At 72.6% G+C, this 22,753-nt stretch carries 19 protein-coding genes; 6 read left to right on the forward strand and 13 right to left on the reverse strand.

Annotated elements, in window-relative coordinates; genetic code table 11:
* Positions 1 to 206: 206 nt before the first annotated feature.
* The 3 genes from ABZX96_RS07450 (at position 207) to ABZX96_RS07460 (ending at position 3,513) form a co-directional block, all read left to right on the forward strand.
* A complete protein-coding gene (locus ABZX96_RS07450; protein WP_355539583.1) occupies positions 207 to 1,208 on the forward strand; it encodes an alpha/beta fold hydrolase in 1,002 nt (333 codons plus the stop codon).
* A 43-nt stretch (positions 1,209 to 1,251) separates the two neighbouring features.
* On the forward strand, positions 1,252 to 1,308 hold the full coding sequence (locus ABZX96_RS07455; protein ID WP_355539586.1) for a trp operon leader peptide: 57 nt from the start codon (positions 1,252 to 1,254) through the stop codon (positions 1,306 to 1,308).
* 102 nt (positions 1,309 to 1,410) lie between these two features.
* Positions 1,411 to 3,513 (forward strand): anthranilate synthase family protein, encoded by a 2,103-nt coding sequence (locus ABZX96_RS07460; protein ID WP_355539359.1) that lies wholly within the window; start codon positions 1,411 to 1,413, stop codon positions 3,511 to 3,513.
* A 160-nt stretch (positions 3,514 to 3,673) separates the two neighbouring features.
* On the opposite strand, the gene ABZX96_RS07465 is transcribed toward ABZX96_RS07460, so the two are convergent.
* The 5 genes from ABZX96_RS07465 to ABZX96_RS07485 all read right to left on the reverse strand — a co-directional run bounded on the left by ABZX96_RS07465 (position 3,674) and on the right by ABZX96_RS07485 (position 8,965).
* On the reverse strand, positions 3,674 to 4,690 hold the full coding sequence (locus tag ABZX96_RS07465; RefSeq protein ID WP_355539362.1) for a 2-hydroxyacid dehydrogenase: 1,017 nt from the start codon (positions 4,688 to 4,690) through the stop codon (positions 3,674 to 3,676).
* 114 nt (positions 4,691 to 4,804) lie between these two features.
* Positions 4,805 to 5,833, reverse strand: a complete 1,029-nt coding sequence (locus ABZX96_RS07470) for a 6-phosphofructokinase (RefSeq protein ID WP_355539365.1) — start codon at positions 5,831 to 5,833, stop codon at positions 4,805 to 4,807.
* A gap of 243 nt (positions 5,834 to 6,076) precedes the next feature.
* Entirely contained in the window at positions 6,077 to 6,748 is a 672-nt protein-coding gene (locus ABZX96_RS07475) for a response regulator transcription factor (protein WP_355539368.1), read from the reverse strand.
* The gene (locus tag ABZX96_RS07480; RefSeq protein ID WP_355539589.1) at positions 6,745 to 7,995 is read right to left on the reverse strand and encodes a DUF5931 domain-containing protein; all 1,251 of its coding nucleotides are present in this window, start codon (positions 7,993 to 7,995) and stop codon (positions 6,745 to 6,747) included. Before ABZX96_RS07480 ends, ABZX96_RS07475 begins: the two co-directional genes overlap by 4 nt.
* A gap of 163 nt (positions 7,996 to 8,158) precedes the next feature.
* Positions 8,159 to 8,965: a lysophospholipid acyltransferase family protein gene (locus tag ABZX96_RS07485; RefSeq protein WP_355539371.1), complete on the reverse strand. Its 807-nt coding sequence runs from the start codon at positions 8,963 to 8,965 to the stop codon at positions 8,159 to 8,161.
* 412 nt (positions 8,966 to 9,377) lie between these two features.
* Between ABZX96_RS07485 and ABZX96_RS07490 the strand changes: the two genes are divergently transcribed.
* Both ABZX96_RS07490 and ABZX96_RS07495 read left to right on the forward strand, forming a co-directional pair.
* A complete protein-coding gene (locus ABZX96_RS07490) occupies positions 9,378 to 10,175 on the forward strand; it encodes an alpha/beta fold hydrolase (protein WP_355539374.1) in 798 nt (265 codons plus the stop codon).
* Entirely contained in the window at positions 10,162 to 10,803 is a 642-nt protein-coding gene (locus ABZX96_RS07495) for a hypothetical protein (protein WP_355539377.1), read from the forward strand. Before ABZX96_RS07490 ends, ABZX96_RS07495 begins: the two co-directional genes overlap by 14 nt.
* Before the next feature lie 485 nt (positions 10,804 to 11,288).
* Here the strand turns inward: ABZX96_RS07495 and ABZX96_RS07500 are convergent, their stop codons facing one another.
* From ABZX96_RS07500 to ABZX96_RS07525, 6 genes are all read right to left on the reverse strand, one after another.
* Positions 11,289 to 12,065 carry an endonuclease/exonuclease/phosphatase family protein gene (locus ABZX96_RS07500; protein WP_355539380.1) on the reverse strand — a complete coding sequence of 259 codons (777 nt, stop codon included), beginning with the start codon at positions 12,063 to 12,065 and terminating at the stop codon, positions 11,289 to 11,291.
* A gap of 6 nt (positions 12,066 to 12,071) precedes the next feature.
* A complete protein-coding gene (locus ABZX96_RS07505) occupies positions 12,072 to 13,013 on the reverse strand; it encodes an ROK family glucokinase (RefSeq protein WP_355539383.1) in 942 nt (313 codons plus the stop codon).
* A 189-nt stretch (positions 13,014 to 13,202) separates the two neighbouring features.
* A complete protein-coding gene (locus tag ABZX96_RS07510; protein WP_355539386.1) occupies positions 13,203 to 13,754 on the reverse strand; it encodes a DUF5304 domain-containing protein in 552 nt (183 codons plus the stop codon).
* Positions 13,755 to 14,347: 593 nt separating this feature from the next.
* Complete coding sequence (locus ABZX96_RS07515; RefSeq protein WP_355539389.1) at positions 14,348 to 15,634, reverse strand: ArsA-related P-loop ATPase; 1,287 nt, start codon at positions 15,632 to 15,634, stop codon at positions 14,348 to 14,350.
* A 2-nt stretch (positions 15,635 to 15,636) separates the two neighbouring features.
* Entirely contained in the window at positions 15,637 to 16,110 is a 474-nt protein-coding gene (locus tag ABZX96_RS07520) for an SRPBCC family protein (RefSeq protein ID WP_355539392.1), read from the reverse strand.
* A gap of 341 nt (positions 16,111 to 16,451) precedes the next feature.
* The gene (locus ABZX96_RS07525; protein ID WP_355539592.1) at positions 16,452 to 17,216 is read right to left on the reverse strand and encodes a metallophosphoesterase; all 765 of its coding nucleotides are present in this window, start codon (positions 17,214 to 17,216) and stop codon (positions 16,452 to 16,454) included.
* A 292-nt stretch (positions 17,217 to 17,508) separates the two neighbouring features.
* Between ABZX96_RS07525 and ABZX96_RS07530 the strand changes: the two genes are divergently transcribed.
* The gene (locus tag ABZX96_RS07530) at positions 17,509 to 19,302 is read left to right on the forward strand and encodes an AMP-dependent synthetase/ligase (RefSeq protein WP_355539395.1); all 1,794 of its coding nucleotides are present in this window, start codon (positions 17,509 to 17,511) and stop codon (positions 19,300 to 19,302) included.
* Between the two features lie 107 nt (positions 19,303 to 19,409).
* Here the strand turns inward: ABZX96_RS07530 and ABZX96_RS07535 are convergent, their stop codons facing one another.
* Together ABZX96_RS07535 and ABZX96_RS07540 are read right to left on the reverse strand one after the other, a co-directional pair.
* Entirely contained in the window at positions 19,410 to 20,552 is a 1,143-nt protein-coding gene (locus tag ABZX96_RS07535) for a glycosyltransferase family 4 protein (RefSeq protein WP_355539398.1), read from the reverse strand.
* Positions 20,553 to 21,092: 540 nt separating this feature from the next.
* Positions 21,093 to 22,370, reverse strand: coding sequence for a glycosyltransferase 87 family protein (locus ABZX96_RS07540; protein WP_355539401.1), 1,278 nt, complete (start codon positions 22,368 to 22,370; stop codon positions 21,093 to 21,095).
* Positions 22,371 to 22,753: the final 383 nt, after the last annotated feature.

The raw sequence follows: 22,753 nt of genomic DNA on the forward strand, positions 1-22,753 counted from the left end.
CGTCGTCCGCGCGTGCACCGAAGCAATCCACTCGTCTCGCGTCTGCGCACCGAAGCAATTCGCCCATCACACCGACGCAATCCACCAATTGCACCGAGCGCAATGTTTTTATTGCACCGAGATTGTGGGGCACTTAGCATCGAAGCGTCAACGGCCGCGGGAACAAACCCCGCGGCCAATTCCATAGGAGCAGCGGGGACTTGACGATGCGCACTGCCGCGATCAATGGGATCACCATCGCGTACGAGGACGAGGGAGGGCTCGGCGCATCACAGTCGATTGCACCGAGCACGAGCGCCGTCCCCCGCGCGCCCCTCGTTCTCGTCCACGGGCACCCCTTCGACCGGAGCATGTGGGCGCCGCAGGCCGAGGCGTGCGCGGCGGCCGGGTACCGCGTGATCGTGCCGGACCTGCGCGGCTACGGGGAGTCCGGCGTCGTCCCGGGCATCACGTACCTGGAGACGTTCGCCCGTGACCTCGCCGCCCTGCTGGATCACCTGGGCGTGACCGAACCGGTGGTCCTGGGCGGCCTCTCGATGGGCGGGCAGATCGTCATGGAGTTCGCCCGCCTCTTCCCCGAGCGGCTGCGCGGCCTCGTCCTCGCGGACACCTCCGCCCAGGGTGAGACCGACGAGGGCAAGCAGTGGCGCAACTACCTGGCGGACCGGTTGCTGCGCGAGGGCATGAGCGGCTACGCGAACGAGGTCCTGGACAAGATGATCACCCCGCGTTCCGTCGCCGCCCTGCCGGACGTGGCCGCGCACGTCCGCCGCATGATGTACGGCGCCCCGCCCCAAGGCGCCGCGGCAGCGCTCCGCGGGCGGGCCGAACGCCGCGCCCACACGGAGCTGCTGCCGCGGATCGCCGTACCCACCCTGGTCTTGGTCGGCAGCGAGGACGCGTACACGCCGGTCTCCGACGCCCAGTTCCTGCACGACCGGATACCGGACGCCACCCTCGCCGTGATCGACGGCGCGGGCCACCTGCCCAACCTGGAGCGCCCGGCCGAATTCAACACCGCCCTCCTCTCCTTCCTCGCCCGAACCGACGGGACCGACGGGACCCACGGGACCCACGGGACCGATGAAACCGACCGGACCCACCCGACCGACCGGACCCACCCGACCGGCCAGGCCGCCCCGACCGATCAAGCCCACCCGAACAACCGAACCGACCGAAACGCCCCCGCCCACCCGACCGCCCATTGAGACACCCCCGACACCGCACACCCGATCGGGTAAGGTGCCCGGCATGTTCGCGCAGCAGACCATGTCCTGGTGGTGGACCGCTCATCCGGCGGCCCACTGATCGCGCGTACCCGACAGACTTCGCGAAGGCCGCCCCGAGGGGCGGCCTTCCGCGTACGACGGGCCGTTCCTCCCCCGCAACGACAGCCGGAAGGAACCCACCATGCGCCACCCCGCCCCGTCCCCCGCCGCCACACCCGACGACGGCAACGGCACCGTCACCCCAACCCTCGCCACCGAAGACGGCACCGTCTCCCCGACCTCCATCACCGACGCCCCTGACCCCACCGACGCCACCACCGCCGTCCTCCACCGCCTCCTGACCCCCGGCTGCCCGCCCTTCGCCCTCCTCCGCCGCCGCACCCCCGGCCGCCCGACCACCCCCGGCGAATCCCAAGCCACCGACAGCCGCGCCACCCCCGACACCGTGGAAATCCTCATCGGCCCCATCCAGGAAGTGCCGCACCTGGCGGACATCCCCCTGGGCGAGGGGGTTCCCGAGGGCGGCCCGGTGGCCGACGCGCTCGCGCTCGTCCCCTTCCGGCAGATCCGCGAGCGCGGCTTCGAGGCGCACGACGACGGCACGCCGCTGGCGGTCCTGCTCCCCGAGGAGCGGTACGAGCTGCCGCTGGCCGAGGTGCTCCGCGCGCTGCCCGGGCACGACGTCCGGGTGGCGGACGGGGCGTTCGACGTGGACGACGACACGTACGCGGACATCGTCCGGCGGGTGGTCCGCGACGAGATCGGGACGGGCGAGGGCGCCAACTTCGTCATCCGGCGCACCTTCCGGGGCCGGATCCCGGGGTTCGGCGCGTCCGACGCGCTGGCGCTGTTCCGCCGGCTGCTGGAGGGCGAGCGGGGCGCCTACTGGACGTACGTCGTCCACCAGCCGGGCGCGCGGACGCTGGTGGGCGCCAGCCCGGAGGTGCACGTCCGGATGAGCGGCGGCACGGTCGTGATGAACCCGATCAGCGGCACGTACCGCTATCCGGCCGGTGGGCCGACCACCGAGAGCCTGCTGGCGTTCCTGGGGGACCGCAAGGAGGTGGAGGAGCTGTCCATGGTCGTGGACGAGGAGCTGAAGATGATGTGCACCGTCGGCGACAAGGGCGGCGTGGTGGTCGGGCCGCGCCTGAAGGAGATGGCGCACCTGGCGCACACCGAGTACGAGCTGCGCGGGCGCTCCACCCTGGACGTGCGGGAGGTGCTGAGGGAGACGATGTTCGCGGCGACGGTCACCGGTTCGCCGGTGCAGAACGCCTGCCGGGTCATCCGGCGCCACGAGCCGGTCGGCGCGGACGGGGTGGCGCGCGGCTACTACGCGGGCGCGCTGGCGCTCATCGGCCGCAACGCGGGCGGCGCGCAGACCCTGGACTCGCCGATCTTCATCCGTACCGCCGACATCGCCCCGGACGGACGGCTGCGCGTGCCGGTCGGCGCCACTCTGGTGCGGGCCTCCGACCCGTACGGCGAGGTCGCCGAGACGCACGCCAAGGCCGCGGGGGTGCTGACCGCCCTGGGAGTGCGGCCCGCGCCCGTGCGTCCGGAGGCCGCGGACGGGGCCGCGCGCCCGCGCCTGGCCGACGACCCGCGGGTGCGGGCGGCGCTGGACGCGCGGCGGGGCGGGCTGGCGCCGTTCTGGCTGCGGATGCGGTCCACCGCGCCGGTGGCTTCCCTGCGCGGCCACGCCCTGGTCGTCGACGGCGAGGACACCTTCACCGCGATGCTGGCGCACCTCCTGCGGACCTCGGGGCTGGAGGTCACCGTCCGCCGGTTCGACGAGCCGGGGCTCGCGGAGGCGGCCCGCGCGCACCGGGGGCCGATCGTGCTCGGACCCGGCCCGGGGAACCCGTCCGACACCGCCGACCCCAAGATGCGCCTGCTGCGCGGGCTGGCCGCCGAGCTGCTGCGCGACCACCGGTACGGCCTGCTCGGCGTCTGCCTGGGGCACGAGCTGCTGGCCGCGGAGCTGGGGCTGGGGATCGTCCGCAAGGACGTGCCGTTCCAGGGGGCGCAGGAGCGGATCGACTTCTTCGGCCACCCGGAGACCGTCGGCTTCTACAACACCTTCACGGCCCGTTGCGACGAGGCCACCGAGGCCGAACTCGCGCTGCACCGCGTGGAGCTGAGCCGGGACCCGGCCACCGGTGACGTGCACGCGCTGCGCGGACCGGGGTTCGCCGGGGTGCAGTTCCACCCCGAGTCCGTGCTGACCCTGGACGGGGCCTCGATCACCGCGCGCCTCCTGGCCGGCGTCCTCGTCTGATCGCCTGGCCACCTGATCACCTGATCACCCCTGACCGCCCGATGACCGACCACCCGCCGACCGGTGTCATCGCCTGATCAGCAGGCGACCACCGACCGGCCCCCTCGTCCGCCCACCTGGCGAACCAACCACCCGCACACCAGGCGAACCAACCACCCGCTCACCGCGCCACCGCCGGCCGACGCCCCGGCGCGACGAGCATGTTCTCGTTGTCGCGCCCGGCCAGATAGTCCTCCACATTCGCGACCGTCGTATCGACGATCTGGCCGACCGCGTCTTCCGTGAAGTACGCCTGGTGGGAGGTGACGAGCACGTTCCCGAAGGTCATCAGGCGGGCGAGGGTGTCGTCGTGGACGACCTCCAGGGACTTGTCGAAGAAGAACAGCCCGGCCTCCTCCTCGTACACGTCCAGGGCGACGCCCGACAGACGGCCCTCCTTGAGCGTGGCGACGAGTGCGGCGGTGTCCACCAGGCCGCCGCGGCTGGAGTTGACGAGGATGGCGTCGTCCTTCATCAGGGCCAGCGCGCGGGCGTCGATCAGGTGCCGGGTGGCCTCCACCAGCGGGACGTGCAGGCTGATCAGGTCGGACTCGGCGAACAGCCGGTCCTGGTCGGCGTAGGTCATGCCGAGGTCGAGGCAGGCCGGGTTCTCGGCGAGGTCCCAGCCGAGCAGCCGCATGCCGAAGCCGTGGGCGATCCGGGTGAACGCCTCGCCGATCTTGCCGGTGCCGAGCACGCCGACGGTGCGTCCGCGCAGGTCGCGGCCCATGAGGCCGTCGAGCCGGAAGTCGAAGTTGCGGGTCCGGTTGGCGGCCCGTACGACGCGGCGGTTGACGGCCATCGCCAGCGCCCAGGCGAACTCGGCGACCGAGTACGGCGAGTAGTACGAGACCCGGCCGACGGTCAGGCCGAGGTCGGCGGCGGCGTCCAGATCGATGTTGTTGAACCCGGTGGCGCGCTGGGCGATCATCCGGGTGCCGCCGGACGCGAGCTGCTGGAGCACTCCGGCGTTGAGGTCGGCGTTGACGCTGACGCTGACGACCTCGTGCCCCGCCGCGATGGGAGCGGTGTCGTCGTTGAGGAAGACGTCGAGGCAGCGGATCTGGTGCCGTCCGGCGAAGGCCCGCTCCAGCAGCGGCTTCTCGTCGGCCTGCACCCCGAATGCGACGATCTCCACGGCGTCTCCCGTTTCATTCGTTTCGCCCCGGCATGAGCGATAGGCCGAATATACGGCCCATCGCTCGGGAACGCCGTCCGGGAGAAACCCAGGCCACCCCGGACGCGACCGGTCTCAGCCGAAGAAGACCCCCACCTCCGCGTACAGCTTCGGATCCACCGTCTTGATCTTCGCGGTCGCCTCCGCCAGCGGCACCCGGACGATGTCCGTGCCGCGCAGCGCGACCATCTTGCCGAAGTCGCCGTCCCGCACGGCGTCGATGGCGTGCAGCCCGAAACGGGTGGCCAGCCAGCGGTCGAAGGGGCTGGGCGTGCCGCCGCGCTGGGTGTGCCCGAGCACGGTGGTCCGGGCCTCCTTGCCCGTACGGCTCTCGATCTCCTTGGCCAGCCACTCCCCCACACCCGACAGCCGGACGTGCCCGAAGGAGTCGCGGCTCTCGTCCTTGAGCACCATCTGCCCGTCCTTGGGCATGGCCCCCTCGGCGACGACCACGATGGGCGCGTACCGGACCTTGAAGCGGGACTCGATCCACGAGCAGACCTGCTCGATGTCGAACCGCTGCTCCGGGATGAGGATGACGTTGGCGCCGCCGGCCAGCCCCGAATGCAGCGCGATCCAGCCCGCGTGCCGCCCCATGACCTCGACCACCAGGACGCGCATGTGGGACTCGGCGGTGGTGTGCAGCCGGTCGATGGCCTCGGTCGCGACGCCGACGGCGGTGTCGAAGCCGAAGGTGTAGTCGGTGGCGGAGAGGTCGTTGTCGATGGTCTTGGGGACGCCGACGCAGGGCACGCCGTACTCCCCGGAGAGCCGGGCCGCGACGCCGAGGGTGTCCTCGCCGCCGATCGTGATCAGCGCCTCGACCTCCTGTTTGGCCAGGGTGTCCTTGATCCGGCGGACCCCGTCCTCCGCCTTGAGCGGATTGGTCCGCGAGGAGCCCAAAATGGTGCCGCCGCGTGGCAGGATGCCCCGGACCGCGGGGATGTCCAGCGGCACCACGTCGCCCTCCAGCGGTCCGCGCCAGCCGTCCCGGAAGCCGACGAACTCGTATCCGTACTCCTGGGTGCCCTTCCGGACCACGCCACGGATGACCGCGTTCAGACCGGGGCAGTCGCCGCCACCGGTCAGTACTCCGACCCGCATCGCTTCTTCCCTTCCTCATCCCACACATGGCCGCGAACGGCCGTGAACGAGCAGACCCTGGCCACGCTAATGGTGATCCAGGTCACTCAGGGATGGCGTGAGAGCGCGATTCCGGGCGTTCTCGGGGAATTCCCAGGGAGTTGGCGTGCGACGTTCACCCGTACGAGAAAGGGCCGCGGGCAACGGTAAAAGACGCCCACCGGAACGCCTCCCGGACGCCCGCCGCCCCACCCGGAAAAGCCCCTACCCTCCGTCGAGCCCGCGCTCGATCGCGTACCGCACCAGCTCCACGCGATTGTGCAGCTGGAGCTTGCCGAGGGTGTTCTGCACGTGGTTCTGCACCGTGCGGTGCGAGATGACCAGGCGCTCGGCGATCTGCTTGTAGGACAGGCCCTTGGCGACCAGGCGCAGCACCTCGGTCTCCCGGTCGGTCAGCCGCGGGGCGTCCGGCGCGTCCTCCGCGGCCGGTGCGGGCTCGGTGGCCAGCCGTCTGTACTCGCCCAGCACCAGGCCGGCCAGTCCGGGCGTGAACACCGGGTCGCCGGCCGCCGTACTGCGCACCGCGTCCAACAGCTCCTGGGTGCTGGCCGACTTGAGCAGGTAGCCCGTCGCGCCGGACTTCACCGCTTCCAGCACGTCGGCGTGCTCGCCGCTGGCGGACAGGACGAGCACCCGCAGCGCCGGGTCCGCGGCGACCAGTTCCCGGCACACCTCGACGCCGGGCAGGCCGGGGAGGTTGAGGTCCAGGACGAGGACGTCGGGCCCGGCCGCCTGGGCGCGCCGCACCGCCTGCGGCCCGTCCCCGGCCGTCGCCACGATCTCGAAACCGGCCTCGGCCAGGTCCCGGGCGACCGCGTCCCGCCACATCGGGTGGTCGTCGACCACCATCACCTTCACGGCCCGCTCCTCGCTCACGCTCTCGCCTTTCCTCGCTTCCCGCCTTCGGGCCCGGAGCCCTTGGGTACCGTCAACTCCACTTCGGTGCCCTGGCCGGGAACCGAGATCCACTCCGCGCTGCCGCCGAGCTCCCGCAGCCGGCCGCGGATGGACAGCGCCACCCCCAGCCGGCCCTCGCGCTCGGCGTCCGCCAGCCGCCCCGGGGGGATGCCGGGGCCGTCGTCCCGCACGGTGACGATCACCGACTCCGGCTCGTCCTCGACCAGGATCCACGCGTGCGCCGCCTCGCCCGCGTGCGTGCGCACATTGTCCAGCGCGGCGCCGACCGCCGCCGCCAGCTCCGCCGCCGCGGCGGGCGGCAGCGGCACGGGCGCGCCCGGCTCCGAGAACGTCACCCGGCCGCTCGCGTACGGGGCGAGCAGCGACCGGACGTCCACCGGCCCGGCGTCCGCCGCCGCGCCCCGGGCGGCCGTGGGGAGGACGACGCCCGTGCCGCCGAGCCCGGACTCCGCGAGTCCCTTACGGCCCATACGGGCAGGACGGCCCTCGTCGTCGGCGGCGGGGACCAGTCCACTGGAAACCAGGGTGCGCAGCGCGATCTCCTGCTCCCCCGCCATCCGGCCCAGCTCGGCCGCCTCGCCGCCGATCGCCGCGCCCCGCCGCTGCACCATGGCCAGCACCTGGAGGACGCTGTCGTGGATGTCGCGGGCGAGTCGTTCGCGCTCGCGGGTGGCGGCCTCGATCTGGAACGCGCGGGCGAGCGTGCGCTCACTGGCCCGGGCGACCTCCACCACGTAGCCGATCGCGATGCTGGCCACCCCGACGAGGATGACGTTGTGCACCGTGTCCCGCGCGAACTCCTGGCGCTCGACGAGGTTGGCCACCGCCACCACGGCCGAGGCCCCCGCCGCCCAGCGCCAGCCGCCCTTGATGGCGAAGCCGAGGACCGCGCCGGCCGTCCAGATGGAGGGCAGGGTGGGTCCGCCGCCCATGATGCGGGCGTGGCTGTCCGCCAGAAGGGTGAGCAGGATGCCGCCGACCGCGAAGGACAGGTCGGCCACCAGGAAGCGCAGCGAACAGCGCTCCGCCGACATCGTGCGGCGCCAGGTGACGGCCATCCAGCCGGTGAGGGCGGTCATGTAGGCGATGGCCACCGTGGGGTGCGCGTACTTGTGGTACGAGACGCCGAACAGGACCAGGACGTAGCACAGCGTCGAGATGCGGTACCCGGTGAGCGCCCGCCACAGGGGCAGCTCCACGGACATCCGCACCACGCGGGGCCGCTTGCCCGCCCGGTCCTCGATCCCGTGGTCCGGCCCGTGGTCCGCGGCCTCGTGGTGCGGCCCGCCGCCTTCGGTGACGTCGCCGCCGGTCGCCGTCCGTATGTCGGCGTCCGTCATCTCGGTCCCACCCCCTCGCCGGACGCGGTTACGCGCCGGCTCCGCCGTTGTGGCCCCTGCCGCCGTCGCGCTCCGCCGCCTTGCGGGCGCGGCGGGCCTTCCAGCCGCCGCCGGTCTCGCCGCGCGCGGCCTTCTCCGCCTTCTCCGCCTCGGCCTGCTTCTTCGCCTCGTCGGCGATCTTGCGCTTGGCGGCGGTGGCGTAGATGTCGACGTACTCCTGACCGGACAGCTTCATGATCTCGTACATGACCTCGTCGGTCACCGAGCGCAGGATGAAACGGTCGTGCTCCATGCCGTGGTAGCGGCTGAAGTCCAGCGGCTTGCCGATGCGGATGCCCGGCCGGATCATCTTCGGCATGACCTTGCCCGGGGGCTGCACCTTCTCCGTGTCGATCATGGCCACGGGGATGACGGGCGCGCCGGTGGCCAGCGCCACACGGGCCAGCCCGCCCTGCTTGCCGCGGTAGAGGCGGCCGTCGGGCGAGCGGGTGCCCTCGGGGTAGATGCCGAACAGCTCGCCGCGCTCCAGCACCTCGATGCCGCTCTTGATGGCCGCCTCACCGGCGCCGCGCGCCCCGGAACGGTCCACGGGGAGCTGCCCCACGCCCTTGAAGAACGCGGCCGTCAGCTTGCCCTTGACGCCCGGCGTGGTGAAGTACTCGGCCTTGGCGATGAAGGTGACCTTCCGGTCCAGGACGGCCGGCAGGAAGAAGGAGTCCGAGAAGGACAAGTGGTTGCTCGCGAGAATGGCCGGCCCCTCCGCCGGAACGTTCTCCAGCCCCTCGACCCACGGCCGGAAAGCGAGCTTGAGCGACCCGCCGAGGGAAAACTTCATTGCGCCGTAGATCAACCCACTGCCTCCTGTGTCTAACGCAAAGACCTTAACCTGCCCCACAGCCGGGGTTCGCCGCGAGTGGCGCGGGGGTGGGAGGCGGGGCTCGACGGGCCCCGCGCGCGACCCCGGAGTGGTAGGGGCGGCGGGGATGGGGGCCGCGGGCCCCGGCGAGGGCGGGGCCACCGGAGCCGACCTCCGCTCAGACCGGATCCGTCCACGATCCCGGCCGGGACAAACCATGATCCCCGCCGAAGCCGACCACGATCCCGGCCGAAGCGGACCATGATCCCCACCAAATCGACCATGGTCCCGACCCCCGCTCTCCGAAGGGCCGTTCGACCTACCCGGTGGGCGGTGCTCCGCGTACTCTTCAGTTAACCCTCCAGGCCCCCTCATCGATCGGAGTCCCCCGGTGCCGCTCCTACCCGGTGCCGAGCCGTTCCGCCGTGACGGCGGAGAGGTCGGCGTTCTCGTATGCCACGGCTTCACCGGCTCCCCCCAGTCCGTCCGGCCGTGGGCCGAGTCCCTGGCCGACCGGGGGCTGACCGTCTCGCTCCCGCTGCTGCCCGGCCACGGCACCCGCTGGCAGGACATGCAGCTCACCACCTGGCAGGACTGGTACGCGGAGGTCGACCGGGAGCTGCGGGTGCTCACCGAGCAGTGCTCCCAGGTCTTCGTCTGCGGGCTGTCGATGGGCGGGGCGCTGGCCCTGCGACTGGCCGCCCGACACGGCGACGCGATCCGCGGGGTGATCGTCGTCAACCCCGCCAACAAGCTGCGCGACGCCGCCGCCCCGCTGCTGCCGGTGCTGCGGCACGTCATCCGTACGACCAAGGGCGTGGCCGACGACATCGCCAAGCCGGGCTCCCACGAGATCGGCTACTCACGGGTCCCGCTGCACGCCGCGCACTCGCTGCGGCGCTTCCTCCGGCTCGTCGACGACGAACTGCCGCATGTCACACAGCCGTTGCTCGTCATGACGAGCCCACAGGACCACGTGGTCTCACCCGCCGACTCGGAACGCATCCTGAGCCGGGTCTCCTCCACCGACATCCGGCAGCGGCTGCTGGAGCACAGCTACCACGTCGCGACCCTGGACCACGACGCCGAACTGATCTTCAAGGAAAGCCACGACTTCATCGCCCGTCTCGCGCCCGGCGCGCAGGGAGCGACGAACCGGGAGGGACAGACCGCCAGTGGTGGAGCGTAGCCCCCGCGATCCCCGCGATCCGCTGGACGAGGAAGCAGCCTGGGCCGAGATCGTGGCCGGCTACGGCGAACAACCGGACTTCCCCACCCCGGACGACGGACCGGTCGCCAACCTGAAGAAGGACGACGGATCGTCCACCGGCCCGAAGAACGTGAAGGACATCAAGGACTTCACGAAGCCACCGGCCGTCGAACGGACCACCGACACCCCCGCCACCGAGGACACCCGCCCCGCCACCGGCACCCCCGTGGACGGCCCGCCCAAGAGCGACCCGTCCACGGGCCGCCCGGTGGGCAGCTTCATCGTGTTCGCCCCCGGTGTCGGGCCGCGCGACTGGGAAGCGGCCGAGGCATCCGACGACGACTTCGACGAAACGGACGAGGGCCACTTCGTCCAGCCCGACCCACCACTCCCCCAGGCCGACGTGACCTCCAAATTCGCCTGGCTCGCGGTGCTCGGCGGCCCGCTGCTGCTCGTCCTGATGGTTCTCTTCCGCCAGCCGATCACCTGGTGGGTCACCGTCCTAGGCATCGGCGGATTCCTGGGCGGCTTCGCCACCCTGATCGCCCGGATGAAGAGCGACGACGAGGACGACGAAGATCTGCCGGGCGGCGGCGCGGTGGTCTGATCTTCCCCACACGCGACGAGACCGTCCACGACTGGGGGACGGTCTCGTCGCATGCGGGAACGGGGCGCCTCATGTGTCGTGCTGTACGGGCCGGGGGCCCGTCCTCCCCACAGATGCCCGCCCCCACCGACGATCAGCCGCCAACCGACGGAAGGGGACGTCCCGGGGTGCCCCCGCAGCGGACTGGGGCGCGGCGGCCGGTGACCTACATCGCGTCGGGGAGGCGCAACTGCCGCGAGGAGGTACCCCGGGGCGGCCCCGACCCCGTAAGAAACAGCAGGCGCACCGACCACCGGGGCGCACCCGCGGACAGGCCCCGACCCCGGACGAAACACAAGGCGTACGACCCACCGGGCAGCACCCGCGACAGGACCCGACCACGCGAAAGAGAAGGCGCACGACCCACCGCCCCGCACCCGCTTCAGGCCCCGCCCCCGCACGAAAACAAAAGGCGCACCGCCCACCGGCCCGCCCCTAAGCCGCCCCTACACCCCCACCGGCACCCGCAACGCCGCCAGCACCGGCAGATGATCGGTGGCCGCGCGCAGATCCTCCGATCGGACGCCCGGCAGATCGTAAGGAACCCCGCAGCCCAGAACCCGCACGCCAGGCGTCGTAAAGAGCGCGTCGATGCGCTGGTGCGGATCGGTGGGGGTCGAGGTGTACTCACCACCCCACGGCGCGGCGGCCCAGGCATCGGTGAGCGAGCCCGCCAACCGCCGGAAGGCCCGCCCGTCCGGCCGGTCGTTGAGATCACCGCCGACGACGGCGTGCGGAACGACCGGGCGCCCGCCCCGCCCGTCCCACCGCGCCAGCCGCTCCAGCAGCAGCTCCGCCTGCCGGTCGCGCTCCCCCGCGTTCAGACTCAGGTGGCAGCTGACCACGCCGAGCCGCGCGCCCCCGATCCGCACCACGGCGGTCGCCAGACCCCGCTGGTGCAGGCCGGGGGTGCGCGGCAGCAGCACGTCCTCCGCGTGCTCCACGTGGGCGCGCAGGGACGAGAGGATCGCCGGCCCGGCGGCCGTGGCGCCGCCCGTGACGTGCACCAGATCGCACGCCCGGGCCAGCGCCGTCACGGCCTTGCGCCAGCGGAAGAACCGCGGCGCCTCTTGGACGAGCACGAGATCGGGCGCACAGGCCCGGATGACCCGGGCCAGCGCCGCCCGGTCGTCGCGCATCGACCGGATGTTGTAGCTGAGAACGCGGACGACCGCGGCGTCCGGCTCGGTCGCGGACGCGGGCAGGGGCGCGCTCTCAGCCATGGCGGATCAGCCCTGCCGGGCCAGGTCCGCGGCCCCGACGAGCCCGGCCTTGCCGCCGAGCTGCGCGGCCAGCACCTGCGCGTGCGGGCGCCACTGGTTGCCGACCAGCCAGCGCCGGAAGGACTTGCGGATCGGGTCGAGCACCAGCTCGCCCTCGTCCGAGACGCCGCCGCCGACGATGAAGGCGGACGGGTCGAACAGCGACGCCAGGTCGGCGAGCCCGGCGCCCGCCCAGCGGGCCAGCTCGCGGAAGGAGTCGATGGCGACCGGGTCGCCCTTGCGGGCGGCCTCGCTGATGTGCCGGCCCTCGATGCCCTCGGAGGTGCCGTCGCCCATGGACAGCAGTATCTCGGCGTTCTCGGGGGTGGCGAAGGCGCGCTGCCGCGCGTAGCGCACCAGCGCCCGGCCGGACGCGTACTGCTCCCAGCAGCCCTGGCTGCCGCAGCCGCACAGCAGGCCGTCCGGGACGACCCGGATGTGCCCGAACTCGGCGGCGACGCCGAACCGGCCGCGGCGCAGCTTGTTGCCGATGATGATGCCGCCGCCCAGGCCGGTGCCGAGCGTGATGCAGATGACGTCGCTGTGGCCCTGGCCGGCGCCGAAGCGGTACTCGCCCCAGGCCGCGGCGTTGGCGTCGTTCTCGACCACGACGGGCAGGCCGACGCGCTGCTCGACCTTGTCCTTGAGCGGCTCGTGGCGCCAGTCGATGTTCGGGGCGAAGAGGACCGTGGCCCGCTTCTCGTCCACGTAACCGGCGGCACCGATGCCGACGGCCTCGATCTCCTGGCCCCTTCCGACCGCCTTGATCGCGGCGGCGATCGCCTCGGTCAGCTCGTCCGTGGCCCGCGGGGTCGGCACCTTGCACGTCTCCAGGATCGTGCCCTCTTCGTCGACCACACCGGCCGCGATCTTGGTACCGCCGATGTCGACGCCGATGGTGAGTCCCATGTGTCCCTCAGTTATTCGCTCGAACCCCGCCGCATGCAACCGTACCGGAGCCGCGGAACGGTCGAGACAGCCGAGATCGGCGCGCTGGCCGCACGCCGCCGACCAGGGCGGGCGCGCGGGCCGACGCGTACGCGGGCGTGCCCGGCGCGGACGGGATCACGCCGTCCGCCGTCCGTCGCCGGCCGGTCGTCAGTCCAGGTCGATGCGCTCGCTGCCCGCGGGACCGCCCTCGTCCCGAGGACGGCGGTCTTCGTCGGGATCACGCGCTTCGCGGGGCTCGTCCGCCCCAGCCGTGGCACCGGACGTCCCGGCATCCCGCGTGGGGCCGTCCCCCGTGGCCCCGTCGTCCGCGGCGCCCCGCGTCCACCGCCGCTCGCTGCTCTCCACGACGGAGCGGTAGGCGGCCAGCAGCTCCGAGCCGGCCGCGGCGAGGTGGTCGAAGACGTCCGGGTTGCGCTCGATGACGGGTTCCACGGCGGCCTTGGCCTGCCGCAGGACACGGTGGACGGCGCCCTGCGCGGCCATTCCGGCGAGCGCACCGGGGAGCTGGATGCCGCTGAGCTTTTCGGTGACCGCCTCGGCGAGGCGGCGCAGCTCCTCGGCCGCGCTGCCCGGCGGCGGCCCGTACTGGGCCCGACGGCGCGCCTTCTCGGCCGCGAGGTCCTCGGCGCAGGCCGTCGCCCAGGCGTCGGCGTCGGGTTCCGGCGCGCGGTCGGCGGGGCGCTCGGTGGCTTCGCTCATGGGGGCTCCTGGCGGCGAGGCGGCACTGCCCGCGGGCAGTCGTTCGGCTGGACCTTCCTTTGACGTTACCTGAACGGCGGTACGCGGCGACCGCTCCCCGAACAGCCACGCTCAGCGACCGACGGCCAGCGACCGAGCCGAAACAGCCACACCCAACGACCGACAGCCAACGACCGGACCAAAACAGCCATCCCAACCACCGACGGCCAACGACCGGACCAAAACAGCCACACTCACGACCGACAGCCAACGACCAGGCCAAAACAGCCACACCGCAACCGCCCACCGACACGACCGGGCCGATACAGCCACACCCAGCAGCCCACCGGCACGACCGGGCCGAAACAGCCACACCCAGCAGCCCACCGACAACGACCAGGCCGAAACAGCCACACACCCAGCGACCGACGGCCAACAACCGGGCCGAAACAGCCACACCCAACGACCGACAGCCAACAACCAGGCCAAAACAGCCACACCCAGCCACCCGCCCCGCCGCAACAACGGCGCCGGCAACCGCCCGACAACGAGGACAACCGAACGGCCACCCCGCGGCACCAGCGCTCAGCGGTCTCAGCGCATGTCGGAACGGCTCACCGACCGGCAGGCCACAGCGCCGGGTCCGGAGCGAAGCGGACGTGCAGCGCACCGTCACGCAGCCCCGCACCCGACACGGTGCAGCGGCGCAGTGCGGAAGGAAGCGTGCGGATGCGCCGGAACCGGCCGACGGTCACGATGAGTTCGTCGCCCCGGCGGACCAGTCCCAGCCCGTCCCGGTCGGCCCCGGGCAACGGGATCTTCCAGAGGAGGAGACCGTCCGCGGCGAGGCGGTCTTCAACGATCCACGGGTCGTCGTCCACGTGGCGGTACGAGGCTGAGTCACCGGCGGCCGACGGAGGTGTGCCGTACTCACCGTGGCCCGCCAGCGCGCCGCCGCCGTCATCCGGCGCAGACCCGTCCGCCGCGCCCACCTCGCCCGTCGTCCCGTCGATCAACTCCGCCAGCTCGTCCGGCCCCTGCGGATCGAATCCCAGGTGCGGCACCTCGCGCACCGGGACGGGTCCGAACTCCTCGCGGAGTGCCTTGAGGGCGGTCTGCTGGCGGCCGGAGAGCCCGGCGAGGAAGGGTTCGGCCGAGTTGGTGGGCAGCAGGCGATTGACGAGTACGGCGTCGGTCCGGTGGCCGTACAGCGCCAGTCCGGCGCGTATCGCGCGCAGGCCCGCGACCGCGACCGGTCCCGCCTCGGTGACGATCCGCACGGTCGTGCCGGGGTCGTCGATCATCCGCTGGACGGCGGCGAGTTCGCGCTCCCAGCGCTCGGCCGCCTCGTAGAGCTTCTGGGCGGGCATGGCGGCACCCGCGAGCTGGGCGAGCACCGGGCGCAGGGCCCGGGCGGCCTGGCGTTCGGGGGGCAGCAGGCGGCGCAGGTAGCGGCGGGCCTGTTCGGGCAGCCCCAGCAGCAGGACCGTTTCCGCAGCGGGCGGCATGTCCGCCACCACCAGGTCCCACGCCTGCGCCTCGTGCGCCGCGCGCAGTGCGTACAGCAGGGCGAACTCGGGGGAGCCCGGGAGTTCGGTGAGCTCGTCCTCGTCCAGGGGCGTGGCGCCGAAGAAGTCCAGCGCGGCGCCCGCGCGCTCCTGGAACGCCAGGAACTCGCGGCGGAACCGGTCCCCGGAGTCCACCCGCGCCACCCACAGCCCCTCGGCCACCGCCACCGGGGCGCCGGCCTCCGGGCGGACGCCCAGCACGGCGTCCGCGGCGCCGCCCCCGGCCGTCAGCAGCAGCACCCGCCGCCCGCGCCGGGCCTCGGCCAGCGCGGTCGCGGCGGCGAGGGTGGTGCGGCCCGCGCCGCCCAGACCGGTGACCAGTACCGTGCGCACCCTCAGAGCCGCTTCGCCTCGTCGGCGGGGCCCGCCGCGCCGCTCTCGACGCGGGCCTTCAGCCCGGCGAGCGCGCGGTCGATGATGACCTTCTCCGCCTTGCGCTTGATCATCCCGAGCATCGGGATCTTCACGTCGACGGTGAGCTGGTACGTCACCTCGGTCTGCCGCCCGCCGTCCAGCGGGGCGAGCCGGTAGGAGCCGTCCAGCGACCGCAGCATCTGGGACTTCACCAGGGACCAGGCGACCTCGTGGGCGCCGGTCCAGGTGTACGCGAGGGTGTGGTCGTCCTTGATGGCGCCGGCGTCCAGCACCAGCCGCACCTGCTCGGCGCGGCCCTCGGTGTCCTTGGAGAGCACCTCGGCCTCTTTGACCTCGCCGGTCCACTCGGGGTAGCGCTCGAAGTCGGCGATCACTCCCATCACGTCGGCGGGCGTCGCCTTGATCGTGATGCTAGAGCTGGTGTGTTCGGCCATCGCCGTGACTCCTCCATGCCGATTTCGTGCCGTTCGGCCAGACGCTATCCCTGCTGCTGAAGGCTACCGCGCGGCGGAAGAGGGCCTGACCCGCCCTGCCCCACGCCCCGCGGGCCGCCACGGCGGACGGGCACGGGGCCGCCCGGCGCCGGACGGCCGGGGGCACCCGTAACCGTCACCGTCCGCGTACGAGTCCCACCGCCCGCGCCGCCCAACCTTCCCCGGCCCCCGAGGACCGGAGAGCGGAGCTCGAAGATCAAAGACCGGACAGCAGGCACCGAAGATCAAAGACCGGACAGCAGAAACCGAAGACCGGCACCGGATACCAGACCCCAGACAACTCACCACTCCAAGACGAACGGCCGCCCCGTAGCGTTGAAGTGCCCCACATTGACGCACTCCGTCGCTCCGATCCGCATCCGCCGGGCCAGTGGCTGATGGACGTGCCCGAAGAGGGAGTACCGGGGACGGGTGGCGCGGATGGCCTTCAGGAGGGCGGAGCTGCCGCGTTCGAAGCGGCGGGCGACGGTGTCGTAGCAGAGCTCGGGGACGTCTGGCGGGATGTGCGTGCACAGCACGTCCACCGACCCGACCGCCTCGATCTTGGCGGCGTACTCCTCGTCACTGATCTCGTACGGCGTGCGCATCGCCGTGCTCAGCCCGCCGCCGACGAACCCGAAGACCAGCCCGCCGATCTCCACCCGCTCGCCGTCCAGCACGGTGGTACCGGGCCCGGCGTACTCGTGCCACAGACCCGGCATGTCGACATTGCCGTAGGTGGCGTACGTCGGGGTGGGGAAGGCGGCGAACAGTTCGGCGTACTGCTTGCGGACGGCCTGCTCTATGACGGCCTGCCGCCCGCCGGGGAGGTCGGTCACCCCGCCCCACAGCCGGCGGCCCAGTTCCCGGGCCTCCTCGAAGCGGCGGGCGTTGCGCAGCTCCACCAGCCGGTCCGCGTTCTCGACGCCGAACAGGTCGGGGAAGATGCCGCGCGAATGGTCTGCGTAGTCGAGGAAGAGGACGAGGTCGCCCAGGCAGACGAGGGCGTCGGCGCCGTCGCCCGCCGTGGCGAGGTCCCGGCTGTTGCCATGTACATCACTGACCACGTGCACGCGCATGACGGCCACCCTAGATCCCTCCACCAGGTCTCCGGGAGGGCCCTGCGACCTGCGGTTACTTCCGCGTCACCGAAAGCCTGGTCTAGTCTGCGCCCAGTCGTCCCAAGGGGTGAGCCGCCGGGCCCTCCGCGGCGTGTGACGCATCGAACATCTGGCCACGACCCCCTATCCCTAAAGCAATACCGGTGGGTAACGTCCGGGCAGTCCAAATCCCCCTGCCCGATCGTGGACCGCAGCCGGCCGGCACACAGCGGCGTGACGCCAATGAGGAGCAGCAGTCTTGCGCGAGTTCAGCCTTCCGGCCCTGTACGAGGTCCCCGCGGACGGCAACCTGGCGGATCTCCCCCGCCGCAACGCCGCGCAGCGCCCAGACATCGCCGTCATGGGCCGCAAGGTCGACGGCCGCTGGGAGGACGTCACCGCCGCCGCCTTCCTCGCCGAGGTCCGCGCCGTCGCCAAGGGCCTGATGGCGGCCGGCATCCAGCCCGGCGACCGGATCGGGCTGATGTCGCGCACCCGGTACGAGTGGACGCTGCTGGACTTCGCCATCTGGAGCGCGGGCGCCGTCACCGTCCCCGTGTACGAGACGAGCTCCGCCGAGCAGATCCAGTGGATCCTCGGCGACTCGGGCGCGGTGGCCTGCCTGGTGGAGAGCCCCGCCCACGAGGCCGCGGTGGAGTCCGTCCGGGATCAGCTGCCGGAGCTGGCGAACATCTGGCAGATCGAGCGGGACGCCGTCGCGCGGCTGCGCGCGGCCGGCGGCTCGGTCTCCGACGAGGAGGTGGAGGAACGCAGCGCCCTCGCCGACGCCGACTCCCCCGCCACCATCGTCTACACCTCGGGCACCACCGGCCGCCCCAAGGGCTGCGTGCTCAGCCACCGCAGCTTCTTCGCCGAGTGCGGCAACGTCGTCGAACGCCTCAAGCCCCTCTTCCGCACCGGCGAGGCGTCCGTCCTCCTCTTCCTCCCGGTGGCGCACGTCTTCGGCCGGCTGGTGCAGGTGGCCTCCGCCATGGCCCCCATCAAGCTCGGGCACGCGCCCGACATCAAGAACCTCACCGACGACCTCGCGTCCTTCCGGCCCACGCTGATCCTGGGCGTCCCCCGGGTCTTCGAGAAGGTCTACAACGGCGCCCGCGCCAAGGCCGAGGCCGACGGCAAGGGCAAGATCTTCGACCTGGCCGCCAACACCGCCATCGCCTACAGCCGCGCCCAGGACACCCCGCGCGGCGCCTCCCTCGGCCTGCGGATCAAGCACAAGGTCTTCGACAAGCTCGTCTACGGCAAGCTGCGCGCCGTCCTCGGCGGCCGGGCCACCCACGCCATCTCCGGCGGCGCTCCCCTGGGCGAGCGGCTGGGCCACTTCTACCGGGGCGTCGGCTTCACCGCCCTGGAGGGCTACGGCCTGACGGAGTCGTGCGCGGCGACCGCCTTCAACCCGTACGACAAGCCGAAGATCGGCACCGTCGGCCAGCCGCTGCCCGGCTCGGTGGTGCGGATCGCCGACGACGGCGAGGTGCTGCTGCACGGCGAGCACCTGTTCACGGAGTACTGGAACAACGAGAAGGCGACCAAGGAAGCCCTCTCCGACGGCTGGTTCCACACCGGCGACCTCGGCACCCTGGACGCCGACGGCTTCCTGACGATCACCGGCCGCAAGAAGGAGATCCTGGTGACGGCGGGCGGCAAGAACGTCGCGCCCGCCGTGATCGAGGACCGCATCCGGGCGCACGCGCTGGTCGCGGAGTGCATGGTCGTCGGCGACGGCCGCCCCTTCGTGGCCGCGCTGGTCACCCTGGACGAGGACTTCCTGCCGCGCTGGGCCGCCGACCACGGCCGCACCGGCCGCAGCACCGCCGAACTCCGCGAGGACCCGGAACTGCTGGCCGCCGTCCAGCGGGCCGTGGACGACGGCAACGCGGCGGTCTCCAAGGCCGAGTCCGTCCGCAAGTTCCGCATTCTGCCGACCCAGTTGACGGAGGAGTCGGGGCACATCACGCCCTCGCTCAAGCTCAAGCGGAACATCGTGGCGCGCGACTTCGCCGAGGAGATCGAGGCGCTGTACCGGAAGTGACGGGGTCCCCTCAACGGCGAGGGGCCGACGACAGGGAAGGGCCGATCGCGTCGTAGTTCGCGACCGGCCCTTGCCTCGTCAGAGAGGGACATCAGCCCCTCCCTCCCCTACAGCAACTCCCGCAGCCGCTCCGCCAGCAGGTCCCAGCGCCACTTCTCCTCTACCCAGGCGCGGCCCCGCTCGCCCATCTTGCGGCGCAGACCGGGGTCCTGAAGGAGGGCCACCAGCCGCTCGGCGGTGGGGGTGGGGGCGCCGCCCGGCACCACCCAGCCGGTCTCGCCGTCCAGCACCGCGTCCGGTGCGCCGCCCGAGTCGCCCGCCACCACCGGGAGCCCGGTCGCCGACGCCTCCAGGTAGACGATCCCCAGCCCCTCGACGTCCAGCCCGCCCCGGCGGGTCCGGCACGGCATGGCGAAGACGTCCCCCGCGCCGAAGTGCGCGGGCAACTCCTCCCACGGCACCGCGCCCGTGAAGCGCACCGCGTCCGCGACGCCCTTCTCCGCGGCGAGCGCGCGCAGCCGGCCCGCGTACGGGCCACCGCCGACGATCAGCAGCACCGCGTCCGGGACGGCGGCCAGCACCTGGGGCATCGCCTCGATCAGCGTGTCCTGCCCCTTGCGCGGCACCAGCCGCGACACGCACACCACCACCGGCCGCCCGGTCAGCCCGAGCCGGGCCCGTACCTCGTCCCCGCCCGAACCGGGGTGGAAGGTCGTCTCGTCCACGCCCGGCGGAAGCTGCACCATGCGCGCCGCGGCGGCGGGCGTCAGCGCGCGGGCGATCCGGGAACGGGTGTACTCGCCGAGATAGGTGATCGTGTCGGTGCCCTCGCCGATGCGGCGCAGCAACTCCCGCGAACCGGGGAGCTGCGCCCAGCCCGCCTCGTGCCCGTGGGTGGTCGCCACGATCCGCCGCGCGCCGGCCCGGCGGAGCGCCGGAGCCATCAGGCCGAGCGGAGCGGCGGCCCCGAACCACACCGACGTGCAGCCGTGTTCCCGCAGCAGTTCCACGGCGCGGGCGGTGACGCGGGGCGTGGGCAGCAGCATGGTCGTACGGTCCCGCACGACGGGGTACGGCTGCTGCGCGTCGAACCGCGCGGTGGCCTCGGCGCCCTCCCGGCCGCGCTTCCAGGTCGAGGCGTAGACGACGACCCGTTCCGGGTCCAGGCGCAGCGCCATGCTGTGCAGGAACGCCTGGATACCACCAGGTCGGGGCGGGAAGTCGTTCGTGACGATCAGCGTCTTGTCCATTGCCCTGGCACAGTACCGGGTTCTCTTCACGGGCCGGGTGAGGGCATCGCCTCATTCCCGGCCCGCCCGGTGCCCGGCTCCGGCACCGGGAGCCGAGGCCCGCACCTTTCGGGCCGGGCCCGCCATATTCCAGCCCGTCCGGCGCTTGAGGACACAGTGACGGAAGCCGCGACGAGCCGCGATTTCCCTGCCGGGCCGAGATCGGGCCGGGCCCGCCACCTCCAGCCCGTCCGGCGCTTGAGGACGCAGTAACAGGAGCCGCCACGAGCCGCAGCCGGCCACATCCGTGCTCCGGGAGCCGAGCCCGCCACATTCCAGCCCGTCCGGCGCTTGAGGACACCCCGGCGAGCGCGGGTACAGGCTCACGGGCGGGCGGCAGGTGATTCTGGGACCCGGTAAACGCCGGAGGCGTTGTCCTCAAACGCCGGACAGGCTTGATACTGCCGAGCCACCGTCTACTGGTACAGGCCGGGCGAGGGCAACGCCTCATCTCCAGCCCGTCCGGCGCTTGAGAACACCCCGGCGAGCGCGGGTACAGGCTCACGGACGGGCGGCGGGTGATTCTGGGACCCGGTAAACGCCGGAGGCGTCGTCCTCAAACGCCGGACGGGCTTGATACTGCCGGGCCACCGTCGCAGGTTCAGGCACAGGCCGTACGCCCCCGCACGCCCGCCACAACCTCCGGCAAACGATCAACGACGCCGCGACCAGCAACCCGTTCCGCACCGCCAGCAAGGCGATACCGAGCCAGTCGCCCTCCACGACGTGCGAGAACCAGATCGGGAACTCCAGGAACGTCACCCCGGTCGCGGCCAGCACCAGGACGGCGGGCAGGCCCTGGCGCCCGGACCGCGCGGTCACGCAGACGGCGGCGAGGCCGACCAGCCAGACCATGTACTGCGGGCTGATGACCCGGCTGGTCGTCGTGAACAGCAGCACGGCGGCGAACGAGGCGTCCGCGAGCACCGTGGGCGGGAAGGCGCGGGCCCGCAGCCGCCACAGCAGCAGCCAGCCGAACGCCGCGCCGGTCAGCGCGAGCGCCGCGCCGCTGACGACCCCGACGTAGGGGCCGACGTACTCCACGGAGCCGTAGTTCAGCAGCACCTCACCGGGCCAGCCGAAGTGCCGGGCGACGTGGAAGACGAGCGCGCCCAGCGACTCCACCTCCGTGCCCCGGTCCCGTTGGAAGGACAGGAAGGCCAGCGCGCCGGGCGCGGCGGCCACCAGGAGGACGGCCAGCACGACGACGCCCGCCAGCGCCGCTCCCCAGATGGCGCGGGCCCGCCGACCCCGTGCCGCGCCCCACAGCAGCAGCGCGGGCCAGACCTTCAGCAGCGCGCCGAAGGCGATCAGCGCGCCCGCCACGCGCGGGTGCCGGGCGGCGGCGAAGAGGGCCGCGACGGCGACGGCGGTCACCATCAGGTCGTACCGGGCGTAGGCGGTCGGCCCCAGGAGCGGAACCCCGGCGACCCACACCCACGCCCCGGCCAGGCGTTTGCCCGGGCGCCGGCCCGCGTACAGGAACAGCGCGAGCACGGCGGCGTCGGCGGCGCAGGCCAGGACGAAGAAGGCCGGCGCGTAGCCGAGGAAGGGCAGCAGACGGGGCGCGAGGACGGGCAGCGCGGCGGCCGGCGGATACTGCCAGGTCACGTCGTCCATGGGGAAGGTCCCGGTGCCCAGCACCTGGGCCCAGCCCTGATAGATGACCGAAACGTCACTGGTGACGTCCGGGCCCGAGGGCGTCAGCACCTTGAAGACGCAGAGCAGCAGCACGGCTCGGGTCGCGGCCCACCCGGCGATCGGCGCCGCGACACGCATCGCGCCCACCCTGCCGGGGACGCGCCGGGCGCGGTCACCGTCCCTGGTCCTGGTCCTGGTCCTGGTCCTGGTCAACGCGCACCTCCGCCAGGTTCGTCCGCCGTGCTCACCGGCCGTTCCGCTGCCTGCATCATGCCCGTCGCCCGCGGTCACGACCGTGGACGAGGACGGCGCGGCGCGGCGCCCCACAAGCAGCCGCCCACAAGCGACGCACCACAAGCAGTCTCCCGAGCGACGCAAGCGATGCCCCACAAGCAGCCCCCGAGCGACGCCCACCAGCGATGCACCACGAGCGACGCCCCACAACCAGCCGCCCTACGACCGACGTACCGAACACCGCCCCCGAACAAAGACCACGGGAAGCACCTCCGGCCGGACCGCAT

This window comes from Streptomyces sp. NPDC003077 (assembly GCF_040611095.1).
Classification (GTDB): domain Bacteria; phylum Actinomycetota; class Actinomycetes; order Streptomycetales; family Streptomycetaceae; genus Streptomyces.

Coding starts and splice junctions, on each gene's coding strand:
- ABZX96_RS07505 (WP_355539383.1), bottom strand. CDS start 13,013: ATGGGACTCACCATCGGCGTCGACATCGGCGGTACCAAGATCGCGGCC.
- ABZX96_RS07540 (WP_355539401.1), bottom strand. CDS start 22,370: ATGCGTGTCGCGGCGCCGATCGCCGGGTGGGCCGCGACCCGAGCCGTG.
- ABZX96_RS07485 (WP_355539371.1), bottom strand. CDS start 8,965: ATGAAGTTTTCCCTCGGCGGGTCGCTCAAGCTCGCTTTCCGGCCGTGG.
- ABZX96_RS07535 (WP_355539398.1), bottom strand. CDS start 20,552: ATGGACAAGACGCTGATCGTCACGAACGACTTCCCGCCCCGACCTGGT.
- ABZX96_RS07510 (WP_355539386.1), bottom strand. CDS start 13,754: ATGAGCGAAGCCACCGAGCGCCCCGCCGACCGCGCGCCGGAACCCGAC.
- ABZX96_RS07470 (WP_355539365.1), bottom strand. CDS start 5,833: ATGCGGGTCGGAGTACTGACCGGTGGCGGCGACTGCCCCGGTCTGAAC.
- ABZX96_RS07480 (WP_355539589.1), bottom strand. CDS start 7,995: ATGTCCGTGGAGCTGCCCCTGTGGCGGGCGCTCACCGGGTACCGCATC.
- ABZX96_RS07500 (WP_355539380.1), bottom strand. CDS start 12,065: ATGGCTGAGAGCGCGCCCCTGCCCGCGTCCGCGACCGAGCCGGACGCC.
- ABZX96_RS07460 (WP_355539359.1), top strand. CDS start 1,411: ATGCGCCACCCCGCCCCGTCCCCCGCCGCCACACCCGACGACGGCAAC.
- ABZX96_RS07450 (WP_355539583.1), top strand. CDS start 207: ATGCGCACTGCCGCGATCAATGGGATCACCATCGCGTACGAGGACGAG.
- ABZX96_RS07520 (WP_355539392.1), bottom strand. CDS start 16,110: ATGGCCGAACACACCAGCTCTAGCATCACGATCAAGGCGACGCCCGCC.